12 protein-coding genes are annotated in these 12,899 nt (G+C 65.6%); 8 read left to right on the forward strand and 4 right to left on the reverse strand.

The window, feature by feature from the left end; all coding sequences use genetic code 11:
• Positions 1-36: 36 nt before the first annotated feature.
• The 3 genes from BLV31_RS06830 to BLV31_RS06840 all read left to right on the forward strand — a co-directional run bounded on the left by BLV31_RS06830 (position 37) and on the right by BLV31_RS06840 (position 3,339).
• Entirely contained in the window at positions 37-1,566 is a 1,530-nt protein-coding gene (locus tag BLV31_RS06830; protein WP_064060355.1) for a sugar transferase, read from the forward strand.
• Positions 1,567-1,736: 170 nt separating this feature from the next.
• A complete protein-coding gene (locus BLV31_RS06835) occupies positions 1,737-2,795 on the forward strand; it encodes an MBL fold metallo-hydrolase (protein ID WP_248846184.1) in 1,059 nt (352 codons plus the stop codon).
• A gap of 106 nt (positions 2,796-2,901) precedes the next feature.
• On the forward strand, positions 2,902-3,339 hold the full coding sequence (locus BLV31_RS06840) for an SRPBCC family protein (RefSeq protein ID WP_033096261.1): 438 nt from the start codon (positions 2,902-2,904) through the stop codon (positions 3,337-3,339).
• Here BLV31_RS06840 and BLV31_RS06845 read toward each other — a convergent pair.
• Together BLV31_RS06845 and BLV31_RS06850 are read right to left on the reverse strand one after the other, a co-directional pair.
• Entirely contained in the window at positions 3,330-4,448 is a 1,119-nt protein-coding gene (locus BLV31_RS06845; RefSeq protein ID WP_064060357.1) for a sensor histidine kinase, read from the reverse strand. The two genes, BLV31_RS06840 and BLV31_RS06845, sit on opposite strands and share 10 nt — an antisense overlap.
• A complete protein-coding gene (locus BLV31_RS06850; protein ID WP_039584944.1) occupies positions 4,445-5,131 on the reverse strand; it encodes a winged helix-turn-helix domain-containing protein in 687 nt (228 codons plus the stop codon). Before BLV31_RS06850 ends, BLV31_RS06845 begins: the two co-directional genes overlap by 4 nt.
• Before the next feature lie 190 nt (positions 5,132-5,321).
• Between BLV31_RS06850 and BLV31_RS06855 the strand changes: the two genes are divergently transcribed.
• From BLV31_RS06855 to BLV31_RS06870, 5 genes are all read left to right on the forward strand, one after another.
• The gene (locus BLV31_RS06855) at positions 5,322-5,981 is read left to right on the forward strand and encodes a DUF305 domain-containing protein (RefSeq protein WP_081263379.1); all 660 of its coding nucleotides are present in this window, start codon (positions 5,322-5,324) and stop codon (positions 5,979-5,981) included.
• A 48-nt stretch (positions 5,982-6,029) separates the two neighbouring features.
• The gene (locus BLV31_RS06860; protein WP_039584943.1) at positions 6,030-8,090 is read left to right on the forward strand and encodes a heavy metal translocating P-type ATPase; all 2,061 of its coding nucleotides are present in this window, start codon (positions 6,030-6,032) and stop codon (positions 8,088-8,090) included.
• Between the two features lie 268 nt (positions 8,091-8,358).
• Positions 8,359-9,798, forward strand: a complete 1,440-nt coding sequence (locus tag BLV31_RS06865; RefSeq protein ID WP_039584941.1) for a sugar transferase — start codon at positions 8,359-8,361, stop codon at positions 9,796-9,798.
• A gap of 243 nt (positions 9,799-10,041) precedes the next feature.
• Positions 10,042-10,194, forward strand: a complete 153-nt coding sequence (locus BLV31_RS24960; RefSeq protein WP_162836411.1) for a hypothetical protein — start codon at positions 10,042-10,044, stop codon at positions 10,192-10,194.
• Positions 10,195-10,301: 107 nt separating this feature from the next.
• Positions 10,302-11,222: an SDR family oxidoreductase gene (locus BLV31_RS06870; protein ID WP_039584940.1), complete on the forward strand. Its 921-nt coding sequence runs from the start codon at positions 10,302-10,304 to the stop codon at positions 11,220-11,222.
• A gap of 70 nt (positions 11,223-11,292) precedes the next feature.
• Here the strand turns inward: BLV31_RS06870 and BLV31_RS06875 are convergent, their stop codons facing one another.
• Positions 11,293-11,670 carry a hypothetical protein gene (locus BLV31_RS06875; RefSeq protein WP_235367070.1) on the reverse strand — a complete coding sequence of 126 codons (378 nt, stop codon included), beginning with the start codon at positions 11,668-11,670 and terminating at the stop codon, positions 11,293-11,295.
• Positions 11,671-11,931: 261 nt separating this feature from the next.
• Positions 11,932-12,738: an aspartate dehydrogenase domain-containing protein gene (locus tag BLV31_RS06880; protein ID WP_235367069.1), complete on the reverse strand. Its 807-nt coding sequence runs from the start codon at positions 12,736-12,738 to the stop codon at positions 11,932-11,934.
• Between the last annotated feature and the right edge of the window lie 161 nt (positions 12,739-12,899).

The following is a 12,899-nucleotide window of genomic DNA, read 5'->3' on the forward strand; positions in this document are numbered from 1 at the left end:
TCGGGGAGGAGACACATTCATGGGGAGGACTGCGGGATGACGACGGTCGATGATCGAGGGCTCGACCCGTCCGACGCTCCGCGGCGCGCACCTGACCGTGCGCCCGCGGACGCGTCGCCCGGCACCGGTGTCAACCGGTGGAAGTGGCAGAACGTGTACGTGAAGAGGCTGTGCCTCACGGACGCGATCACCGTGGTCCTCTCCGTGATCCTGGCGCAGACCGTCCGCTTCGGCTACGAGGACCTACTCCGCGCCGGAGGTGGCGGTCAGCTCGATTACACGGTGGTATCTGCCGTCCTCATCGTGGCCTGGCTGGGCGCGCTGAGCGTCTTCCGTACGCGGTCGCGTCGCGTGATCGGCGCCGGCTACGACGAGTATCAGCGGGTCATCTCGGCGACGCTCGCCGTGTTCGGCACCATCGCCATCATCGCGCTCATCACCAACCAGCAGATCGCGCGCGGCTTTCTTGCTATCGCGTTGCCGGTGGGTCTTGCCGGCTTGCTGCTGTCGCGGTGGTTGTGGCGGAAGGTGATCGCGCGTAAGCGTGCTCGGGGTGAGTTCCAGACGTCGGTACTCGTGGTTGGTGGTGCGCGGGCGGTGCGGCACATGACCCGCACCTTCTCCCGGAAGGACGGGGAGGGTTACCGCGTCGTCGGTGTCTGCGTGCCCCGCTATTCGGGTGCGGCCGGGGATGTGATCGACGTCGACGGCCGGGAGATCACCGTCTACGGCGACGAACACTCGGTGGTCGAGGCCCTCAAACTCTCGGGGGCGGACACGGTGGTGGTCACTGCCACCGAGACCCTGGGCAGCGATGGTTTGCACGATCTGGTCTGGGAGCTCGAGCCGCTCGACACCGACCTGGTGGTCGCCACCGGCGTGGTCGATGTCGCGGGTCCGCGGATCGAGATGCGCCCGGTCGCCGGGTTGCCGCTCATCCACGTCGAGAAGCCGAGCTATCACGGGGCGAAGCGGTCGGGGAAGCGGATCTTCGATCTGGTCTTCGCCGGCGCGGCGCTGGTGGCCTTGGCGCCGGTGTTCGCCGTGGTCGCGCTGCTCATCAAGCTCGAGGACCGGGGTCCGGTCTTCTACAAGGCCGAGCGGATCGGTCTCGACGGTGAGCCGTTCGGGATGGTCAAGTTCCGGTCGATGGTCACCAATGCCGACAAGATGGTCGATCGGCTGCTCGCGCAGAACGAGGGTGCCGGCCCGTTGTTCAAGATGAAGGACGATCCGCGGGTTACGCGGGTGGGCAGGGTGATGCGGCGGTTCAGCATCGACGAGTTGCCGCAGTTCCTCAATGTGATTCGTGGGGAGATGAGTGTGGTGGGTCCGCGTCCGCCGTTGCGGCGTGAGGTCGAGGCCTACGACGGTCGGGTCAAGCGCCGGTTGTTGGTGCGCCCCGGCGTGACGGGTCTGTGGCAGGTCAGTGGCCGCTCGGATCTGTCGTGGGACGAGTCGGTGCGCCTGGACCTGTCGTATGTGGAGAACTGGTCGATGGTGAGCGATGTGCTGATCATCGGCAAGACCGTCAAAGCCGTGCTCGCCAGCGACGGCGCCTACTGACACAAGCTCGAGAAAGAACGGCCTCGGGGTTTCGACTCCGGGGCCGTTCTCGATCTCCGACACCCAACCGTGATTTGACTTTCCGCTGTGATGACCCGCACAGTATGTACGCACAGCGTTCGTGACGTACGCAGTGCGTACAGTTCTGATTCCCTCGGAAGGAACCTCCGGTGTCACGACGCTCATTCGAATTCGGCCGACTCCGCACTGCGGCAATAGTGGGGTCGGGTGTGCTTGCGCTCGCCCTCGCAGGCTGCAGCACCGGAGAATCCGCTGCTCAGGACACGGTCCAGGAAACGACGGTCTCGGACGGCTCTGCCTCGGACTCTGCCCACCCCGCGGCCGACGCTCCCGCCGAGGGAGAGATGCGCGTGACGCTGCTCGGCACGGGCAGCCCGGTGCCGAGCACCGAGCGCTACGGCATGTCCACGCTGGTCCAGGCCAACGGTCTGAACCTCGTCTTCGATGCGGGGCGCGGAGCCACAGTCCGCCTGACGCAGGCCGGCGTTCCGGTCGGTCAGGTCGACGCCGTCTTCCTCACCCACTTCCATTCCGACCACATCAACGGTCTGTCCGACCTCTGGATGAGCAGCTACGTCCCGGCACTCGGTGGGCGCGAGGGCGCCTTCCAGCTCTACGGACCCGTCGGCGTCCGGAACATCGGCGACGGAATGCAGAGCACCTACCGCAACGACATCGACGTGCGCGTCGCGGACAAGGAAGTCGATCCCGCGACCACGCCGATCGAATCGCACGAGTTCGCAGAAGACGGCGTCGTCTTCGACCAGGACGGCGTCACCGTCACGATGTTCACCGTGGAGCACGATCCGGTCGGTGCGATCCAGCCGGCGGTCGGCTATCGCGTCGACTATGCGGGCAAGTCGGTGCTCATCAGCGGCGACACTGTTCCCACCGAGAACGTCCTGAAGTTCGGTGAAGGCGTCGACGTGCTGGTGCACGAGGTCGCCGACTTCGAGGATCCGTCGGCGCTCCCCAGCGTGTACGCGCATCACACGAACCCGCAGCAGGCAGGCGACATCTTCGAGCAGACCCAGCCGAAGATGGCCGTGTACAGCCACATCGTCAACGGCATCCCCGGCCGCGTCCCCGGCATCTCGGATGAGATGCTCGTCGAACGCACCCGCGAGAACTACGACGGCCCACTGACCGTCGGCACCGACCTGATGACCTTCCTCATCACCGACGACGAAGTGCGCGTCGACAACTGATCGACAGCACGGACCGAACCCCGCCGGCACCATCGGCGGGGTTTCGCCGTGCGGTATCCGGGGTCATCTGGTCGATGTACCGCGTTTCCGACGAGGAGGACCCGACATGGCGGCCAGCGTCTCCGACCGTTTCGACATCGACGCCACACCCGAGCAGGTGATGCGCGCCCTCGAGGATGTCGAGCGCATCCCCGAGTGGTCGTCGGCCCACAAGAGCGTCGAGGTGCTCACCCGGGACGACGACGGCCGGCCGCTCCGGATCCGCATGACCCTGTCGCTGCTCGGCTTCTCCGACACCCAGACCATCGAGCATTCGTGGACGGAGAGTTCGACGTCGTGGACGCTCGTCGAGAGCGGGATGCAGCGCAGCCAGGACGGGGAGTACGCCCTCGAACAGATTGCGCGCGGCACCCGGGTGCACGTCACCATGTCGCTCGAACCGAAGGTTCCGGTTCCCGGCTTCGTGCTGAAGCGCGGGCAGAAGCATGCGGTCGAAGCGGTCCGGAAGGGGCTGACCGAGTTCGTCCTGTCCAATTACGCCTGACTCGCCGTCGGCAGTTCCAGAGTGAACCGGGCTCCGCAGCCCGGTCCCTCACTGTGCGCGTGGATGCGACCGGCGTGGGCTTCGACGAGTGCCCGCGCGATCGTCAGGCCGATGCCGCTGCCGCCGTGATTCCGGTCGCGGGCGGTGTCCGCGCGGTAGAACCGGTCGAAGAGGTGGTCGAGGTGATCGGGCGCGATGCCGGCGCCCGTGTCGGTCACGGTGATCTCCGTTCGGCCGCGGCCCAGGATGCGAGTGGCGACGGTGACGTTTCCTCCTGCCGGTGTGTGCCGTAGGGCGTTGTCCAGCAGGTTCGCCAGCACCTGTCCGAGCCGGTCGGGATCGACCGTCACCGGCGCAGATTCGACGACCTCGGCCTGCAACGTCACGCCTTTGCCGTCGTACTGCTCGCGCACCGCGTCGACCGCCGTGGCGACGAGGGTGCTGGTGGTAGTGGGCACCCGATGGATGCGGGTGAGGTGCTCTTCCGCCCGGGAGACCGCGGTGATGTCCTGTGCCAGGCGGGTCAGCCGGTGGGTGGCGGCTCGCAGAATCTGCCGGGTGTCGTCGTCGAGAGTGCGGACGCCGTCCTCGAGTGCTTCCAGATAGGAATCGAGTGTGGCGATGGGTGTGCGCATTTCGTGCCCGAGGTCGGCGAGCATTCTGCGCCTTGTGATTTCGGTGGCTTCGAGGCGTCGTGCCAGCTCGTTGAAGCTGGTTGCCAGTTCGTCGAATTCATGGCCGAGGTCGGGGCTGGGGACGCGGGTGTCGTAGCGACCTCCGGCGATCTGCGCGGTGGAGGTGGTCACCGTGTCGAGCGAACGCTGGATCCGTCGCGCGATGTACCAACTGACCGCCGAGGCCAACAGCACTGCGATCGCGACCGCCAGACCCCACGCGAGGACGATGGCCCAGGTGAAGGCTTCTTCGACGTGGGCGGCCTGGCTCGAATCGTGATCGATGCCCGCTTGTCCGAGATGGTCGTGGAAGATCCCGGGGGCGAGAGCGGACGCGACGAGCCATGCGCTGACGGCACATCCGACGACGACGGCGACGAGCGCGAGGAACAGGCGGGTGCCGAAACTCGTCGTGCTGGGGGAGTGGGACGTCATCGTCCTGTTCCCATCCGGTAGCCGACGCCGCGGACGGTGCGCACGAAACGTCCCTGGTTCGCGTCGTCGCCGAGTTTGCGGCGCAGATGCCCGATGTGCACATCCACGAGGTGGTCGTCACCGACCCAATTCTGCCCCCAGACGGCCGCGATGAGCTGAGCACGGGTGAACACGACTCCCGGGTCCTGCGCCAGGGCAGCGAGGACGTCGAACTCGGTGCGGGTGAGTGCGACCGGCGTGCCGCGCACGGCGACCTCCCGTCCGTCGACGTCGAGGGACAGCTCCCCGAACGTCCGCGCCTCCCGCCTCGCGGACGCTACGACCCGCGCGGTGGTCCGGGGACGACGCAGCATCGCTTGGATGCGGGCCATGAGTTCGCGCGGGCTGAACGGCTTCGTCAGGTAGTCGTCTGCCCCGACGGACAGACCGATCAGGGTGTCGACTTCCTCGGTGCGCGCGGTGAGCATCACGACGTACGCGTCGGAGAAGGTTCGCAGCTGCCGGCACACCTCGATACCGTCGAGTCCGGGTAGGCCGAGGTCGAGCACCAGGATGTCGGGGTCGACCTGCCGCGCGAGGGTCACGGCCTCGGATCCGTCGCCGGTGATCGTCACGTCGAAGCCGTCGCGTTCGAGATACGAACCCACGAGCTTCGCCAACGACCCCTCGTCCTCGACGACCATGGCTCGCATCCGGGCGGTCGAGCTCGGGACGGGTGCGGATCCGCCGGAAGGTCCCGTCACACGGGCAGAAGAAGGCATGGGATCCATCATCGTCACCCGCAGAGGTGCTGACGATGCGCCCGCAGATCTTGAGCAAATCTTCATGCGATCTCCATCGGATCCCGGGAGTACACCCGCGAGGGTGGACATCATGAACAAGAAGACTCTGGCTGCCGGTGCGATCGCGCTGGCGGTGACGTTCGCAGCGTCGGCGTGCAGTGATTCCGGTGGCGACGAAGCAACCACGGCGACCGCCACTTCGGCCCCGACATCCGCCGAGGCGAACTCCGCGCGGTTCGACCAGGACGATGTGATGTTCTCGCGCATGATGATCCCGCACCATGCGCAGGCCATCGAGATGAGCGACATGCTGCTGGCAAAGGACGGCATCCCGGAGCCGGTGAGGGCGCTGGCCGAGCAGATCAAGGCAGAGCAACAACCCGAAATCGAGCAGTTCGAGGCATGGCTCCAGGAATGGGGCATGCCCATGCGCGGTGACGACGCTCCTGGAATGAACGGCCACATGTCCGGCATGCCATCTGTCTCGGACATGCCGGGTATGGACGACATGCCGCACATGGACGGGATGATGAGCGAGCAGGACATGCAGGCACTGTCCGACGCGCAGGGCGTCGACGCGGCCCGCCTGTTCCTGGAGCAGATGATCGTCCACCATGAGGGAGCGATCGAGATGGCGCAGGACGAGATCGAGGACGGGCAGTACCCCGAGACCGTCGAGCTGGCCCGCACCATCGCCGACACCCAGCAGAAGGAAATCGACACGATGCGTCAGTTGTTGACCACTCTGTAGCCGATCCGCGTCGCGGGTTCGTCCCGCCGGCCGAGTCAGGAGCTGTCGATGTCCCAGCAGGTGCACGAACACACCCACGAGCACGCCGGTCACGATCGTCACGCGGGGCACGGCGCCCACGGCGAGATGTTCCGGCGACGGTTCTGGGTCAGCCTGATCCTGTCGGTGCCGGTCGTGGTCTTCAGCCACATGGTCGCCGAGCTCTTCGGCTACCACCTCCCGGATGTTCCGGGCGTCGAGTGGATCCCACCGGTGCTGGGCACCGTCATCTTCTTCTACGGCGGCGTGCCGTTCCTGACCGGCGGCTGGGCCGAACTGCGTTCCCGCCGACCGGGGATGATGCTGCTCATCGCCATGGCGATCACGGTGGCCTTCGTCGCGTCGTGGGCCACGACTCTCGAGGTCGGCGGTTTCGACCTGGACTTCTGGTGGGAACTGGCGCTGCTGATCGTCATCATGCTGCTCGGTCACTGGCTCGAGATGCGGGCGCTGGGTTCGGCCTCCGGAGCACTCGAAGCACTGGCCGCGATGTTGCCGGACACCGCAGAGAAGGTCACCGACGATGGTGTCGTCGAGGTGCCGTTGCACGAAGTGTCCCTCGACGATGTGGTGCTCGTGCGTGCCGGAGCGCGCGTGCCCGCCGACGGCACCGTCATCGACGGGACCGCCGAGGTCGACGAGTCGATGGTCACCGGTGAATCCAAGACCGTCACCCGCGACGTCGGCGACACGGTGGTCGCGGGCACCGTCGCCACCGACAGCGCGCTCCGGGTGCGGATCACGGCGGTGGGAGAGGACACCGCGTTGGCCGGCATCCAGCGCATGGTCGCCGATGCCCAGGCGTCCTCGTCCCGCGCGCAAGCGCTGGCGGATCGCGCCGCGGCCTTCCTCTTCTACTTCGCCGCGATCGCGGGTGCTCTCACCTTTGTCGTGTGGACGTTGCTCGGCAATCTCGACGAAGCGGTGGTGCGTACCGTGACCGTCTTGGTCATCGCCTGTCCCCATGCGCTGGGTCTGGCGATCCCGCTGGTGATCGCGATCTCGACCGAGCGCGCAGCGCGCGCGGGTGTGCTCGTCAAGGATCGGCTGGCACTCGAACGCATGCGCACCGTCGACGCAGTGCTGTTCGACAAGACCGGCACCCTCACGCAGGGCAAGCATCAGGTCACCGGTGTCGTCGCGACGGCGGGAATCGACGAGGAACACCTACTCGCCCTGGCAGCTGCGGTCGAAGCCGACAGTGAGCACCCGGTCGCGCGAGCCATCGTCGCCGCCGCCGATGCCCGCGTCCCGTCGGCCGAGCGGATGGCGGTGACGGACTTCCGCTCGTTGCCCGGCCGCGGCGTGCGCGGACTGGTCGACGGTGTGGAGGTGACGATCGGCGGACCGTCCATGCTGTCGTCCCTGCAGTTGTCGGTGCCCGACGACGTCGCCGCAGTCACCGACGGGTGGGTGCGACGTGGTGCATCGGTGCTGCACGTTGCCTCCGACGGTCGGGTGCTCGGAGCCGTGGCGCTCGAGGACACCGTGCGCGACGAATCGCGGCAGGCCGTCGACGCCCTGCACGCGCGGGGCGTGAAGGTCGCGATGATCACCGGTGATGCCCAGCAGGTGGCCGACGCCGTGGCCGCCGATCTCGGCATCGACGAAGTGTTCGCGGAAGTGCTCCCGGAACACAAGGACGCGAAGGTCGCCGAATTGCAGAAGCGCGGGCACACCGTCGCAATGGTCGGCGACGGGGTCAACGACGCGCCTGCCCTCGCGCGAGCCGACGTCGGTATCGCGATCGGAGCGGGCACGGACGTCGCGATCGAGTCGGCCGGTGTCGTCCTCGCCGCGAACGATCCGCGAGCAGTGCTGTCGATCATCAAGCTCTCGCACGCGAGTTACCGCAAGATGTGGCAGAACCTGCTGTGGGCAACCGGATACAACGTCGTCGCCGTTCCGTTGGCGGCCGGTGTGCTGGCCTTCGCCGGTATCGCGATCTCGCCGGCCGTGGCCGCGGTGCTCATGTCGGCGTCGACGATCGTCGTCGCGCTCAACGCGCAGACGCTCAGGCGCCTCGATCTCGACCCCGGGCACGCTACCGACGGACGAGTTTCCCGATAACTTCTCTTTTGTTGACGCGCGCGAGCGACACTTCTGTGAGACGATCTCAATCGCATAACGTATCGGAGTCGCTACGGAGGACGCGGCATCGATATACGGGGTTGTCGACGTCCGAGTGCAGGGAGGTGCTCGAGCGTCGAAGCGTCTCGGGGAGGAGACACACTATGAGGGTTCTTCCGTCATGACCACAGTTCGTCACACGAACGACGATGCTGCACATGACCTTTCACTTATCGACACCAGTACCGGCGCTCCGGCCGGTACTCGGATGTCCACCAGGTGGAGCTGGCAGAAGTCCTACGTCAACACTCTGTTCGTCACCGACGCTCTGGTCGTCGTGCTTGCTATCGCGCTCGCGCATGTGATGCGGTTCGGGCAGGATTCGCTCGTCACCATGGACGGCGTCGGAACGCTGAGTTACACGCTGATCTCCGTTGCGTTCGGCGCGGCGTGGATCGCATTTCTTTCCCTGTTCCGTACCCGCTCCAGGCGGGTCATCGGCGCCGGATTCGAGGAGTACCAGCGCGTCGTCTCTGCGACGCTCAATCTCTTCGGTCTCGTTGCCATCGTGGCGCTCATCTTCCGGATGGAGCTCGCGCGCGGCTATCTCGCCATCGCTCTGCCCGCCGGCCTCGCGGGACTGCTGTTCTTCCGGTGGGTCTGGCGACGAGCTGTCGCACGTCGTCGCCGGAAGGGTGAATTCACGACGTCGGTGCTGGTGGTGGGTGGCGCCCGCGCAGTTCGCCACATGGCCGGCACATTCCAGCGCCGCAGCGGCGAGGGTTATCGCGTGGTGGGCGTGTGCGTGCCGCGGTATTCCGGTGTGCCGGGCGAGAGCATCGATGTGGACGGACGGCAGATCCCGATCCACGGCGACGAGAACACCGTCGTCGAAGCGTTGCGTGCTTCGGGTGCCGACACCGTCGCGGTGACCGCCACCGAGACCCTCGGCCACGAGGGCATCCGCGACCTGCTGTGGCAGCTCGAACCCGAGCGCGCCGATCTGGTGGTGGCGACGGGCGTCGTCGATGTCGCTGGCCCGCGCATCGAGATGCGCCCGGTTGCCGGGTTGCCGCTGATCCATGTGGAGAAGCCGAGTTATCACGGTGCGAAGCGCAGCGGGAAACGTCTGTTCGACCTCGCCTTCTCGCTCGCCGCGCTGCTGTGTCTGGCTCCGGTCTTCGCTGTCGTAGCGCTGCTCATCAAGCTCGAGGATGGCGGCCCGATCTTCTACAAGTCCGAGCGGATCGGTATCGACGGCACCCCGTTCGGAATGATCAAGTTCCGCTCGATGGTGCAGAACGCCGACAAGATGGTCGACAAGCTGCTCGATCAGAACGAGGGCGCCGGCCTGCTCTTCAAGATGAGAGAGGATCCGCGCGTGACTCGTGTCGGCCGGGTCCTGCGCCGGTTCAGCATCGACGAGCTGCCGCAGTTCATCAACGTCGTGCGCGGCGAGATGAGCGTGGTGGGTCCGCGCCCGCCGCTGCGTCGCGAGGTCGAGAGTTATGACGGGCGGGTCAAGCGTCGTCTGCTGGTGCGTCCCGGTGTGACGGGCCTCTGGCAGGTCAGTGGCCGTTCGGATCTGTCGTGGGACGAGTCGGTGCGTCTGGACCTGTCGTATGTGGAGAACTGGTCCATGGTCTCCGACGTGCTGATCATCATGAAGACCGTGAAGGCGGTCGTCGCCAGCGAAGGCGCGTACTGACTTTCGATCGAGCGATTCTCGCCCCAAGATCAACTTCACGGTAGTGTTTCAGGCTGTCGCCGTCCCCTGCATGGTGACATCGGACCCCGCCGGAAGGTTACTCGCATGGCCTTCCGGCGGGGTCTCTGCGTCTCCGGACTTTCCAGTGGGCGGGGCGCATCTCGATTGTCGAGGCGGGGTGAATTCACGGGTGAGTTCTTACTCACGGGTAACATTTTGGTCCGGCGAACCGTTGTTCGACATGTGAACTGGGTTTTTGTGCTGCTCGTCTCGTGGCTGGTGCTATCCGTCGCCGTCGCTGTGGTCTTCGGTCTGGTCGTTCGTGCCCGCGACGAACGTGAGCTCCCGCCGCCGCTCGACGAGGACGGTGAGGACGATATCCGTGACGTCGGATAGCCGCTCGCCTCGCAGATGACCGAGTTTGCGACGGGTCCGTGACGGGAAGCCGATTTGCGACGAGCTTTCACGCAACTCGGAAACCATCGATTCGCAGGACGGTACTCATGGCTGAGCAAGACGTGCACACTAATAAGACCGATCAACTGAAGTTCCAGGACCCGACTACTCGCTATCCGTCCATCTCGCCTCCGAAGCAGGACCAGCCCGAGCCGGGCCTCGACGCCGACATGGTGCCCAAGGCCGACATCGGCGAGTTCTCGTATCGAGGCACTGGCCGGCTCGAAGGACGTAAGGCACTGATCACCGGTGGTGACTCGGGCATCGGTGCCGCTACCGCCATCGCATTCGCGCGGGAGGGCGCCGACGTCGCGATCTCGTACCTGCCGGATGAGGAACCTGACGCAAAGAACGTCGCTCGCATCATCAGCGAGAGTGGTCGTAAGGCGATCACGCTTCCCGGTGATCTGACGGACGCCTCGTTCTGCTCCGACGTCGTCGACCAGGCGGTCGAGCAGCTCGGCGGCCTCGACATCCTGGTCAACAATGCCGGAAAGCAGATTGCGGTCGAAGGGCTGGATGATCTGCCCGACGATCAGCTCGAGCAGACTTTCCAGGTGAACATCCTCGCGATGTTCCGCACCACGCGCGCGGCGTTGAAGCATCTGCAGCCGGGTTCGACGATCATCAACACCACCTCGATCGTGGCGTACCAGCCGTCGCCGGCGTTGATCGACTACTCGTCGACCAAGGCTGCGATCAACAACTTCACGAAGAACATGGCGACCCAGCTGGCGGAGAAGGGCATCCGCGTGAACGCGGTTGCGCCCGGACCGATCTGGACGCCGTTGCAGCCGTCGGACGGTCAGCCGAAGGAAGAGCTGCCCGAGTTCGGGCAGAACACTCCGCTGGGACGTGCGGGGCAGCCGACCGAACTGGCACCCGCCTACGTGTTCTTGGCGTCACCTGAGTCCAGTTATGTAGTGGGCGCGACGATCCACGTCAACGGCGGGATGCCCTCGCCGTAGAACGAGCCGTAATCAACGAGTCGTGCGCGCCAGTGAATCTCCACTGGCGCGCACGACTCATTCTGGAGTTTCAGACTGCGCTGGATACAGCGTGCCGGTAAGTGCTTCCCCGGGCTGCCGAGATCGGCACGACAGAAGCAACGTCGGCCGAGGTTTCCGCCAGCGCGGCAAGGATCTGCTCGGGGCCGGCGCATGTGCTTGCGCACGTGATCCCTCGAGCGCGGAGCTTCTGAAGAGTGAGTGCTTCGGCGGCGGTGCAGTAGCCGTCGAGGATGTCCTCGGTGAGGATCGCGTAGTCCACCTCGCCTTCGAAAGCGGTGGTGGTCTCGATCCCCGCGAGGTCGAGGCGAGCCTGCAGTTCTGTCCACCGGTCGAGTGCGACGGTGCTGGAGGGGGTTCCGAGGAAAAGTACCCGTGCCGGTCGGTCCGAAAGTGATGATGTCGTCACAGGCTGCTCCAGGGTGCGAGTAGGTCAGGTGAAACCGAATTGCCACTCCCGGTGGGGAGTTACACCTTCACCTGCGAAATGTGGTGTTTCACACTGTGTACAGGACTCGTTCACCCTCCGCTACCCGGGCAACTATCAGGAAACACGAATGTGACAGAAGTGGTTACGATTCCGCCCAGGTGTTTGGGACTTTCGTCCCGAAATTCTGGTCCAACCACGCGAAAGCGACCAATCCTCCCGAAGCGCCGGGGCCGGAGTCGGCTACGACCTATGGGGAGGCCCGAGCACGACCGCGCCGGGACCGATCCCGAGCGGTAACGCAGCAAGAACCTCGATCACCGACCACGCCGTGATCGCAGACGTGCGACCGCTCGATGCCGAGTCGATCGCGTTCTCGAACGTCAGCTCGTACCGGCCGAGCGGCGACTCCCACTCGACGACGTGGCGCGTGTTTGCAGCGGCGGGGTCGGCAACGACCACCACCTCTACCCGGTCGAGCCCGAGCGTCGCGAGGGCGAGAGCCACCGACGAGTTCGAGGTTCGCGGAAAGGCCAGGGCGGCTTCTCGCGCCGATCCTCGGAAAACGGTGCGTTCTGCGTCCGGACGTTCTTCGATGCCGAGCGCACTCGGTCGTTTGATCGTGGTGTGGGTGAGGCGTGCATCGCGGCTTCCTGCACGTGTCGCTGCGGCCAGAACATCGAAGCCGCCGATAGCGCCCGTCGGGAGCAGTACACGTCCTGGTCCGGAGCCGAACGGTTCCACATCGAAGCCGCGCTCGGCGAAGACGCCGCACGAACAGACAATGATGTCCTTACCGCGTTTCACCACCTCGGGTATCAGGGCTCGAGCGGCGTCGACCGTGGCAGCTTCCACCACGATGTCGGCGACGTCGAATGCGGCGGAGGCCTCCTCAGGGCTGCTTCGTGAGTCCAACATGGCCGCGAGGCTCACATGCGGCACCACGTCGTCGCGCAGGGCGTCGATCACCGTCTGTCCGATCGCGCCGGTCCCGACAACGCACACTGCTATCGGACGATGTTCGATTTCTTCGGGTGCCAGTTGCCTCACGTCCTCCGCGGCATGCCGCCGCTCGTTTCCACGAAATACGGGCTCATGGTACCGAGAGAAGGAATCGGCGATGTCTGATTCGCGACGTCGTCGTATCGCTCGTATTCCCTTTCACGGATCGGAATGTGTTGCTATGAGGGCAACTACGGCGTCAGCGCACT

The sequence above is a fragment of the Rhodococcus pyridinivorans genome (assembly GCF_900105195.1).
In the GTDB taxonomy this organism is placed as follows: Bacteria; Actinomycetota; Actinomycetes; order Mycobacteriales; family Mycobacteriaceae; genus Rhodococcus; species Rhodococcus pyridinivorans.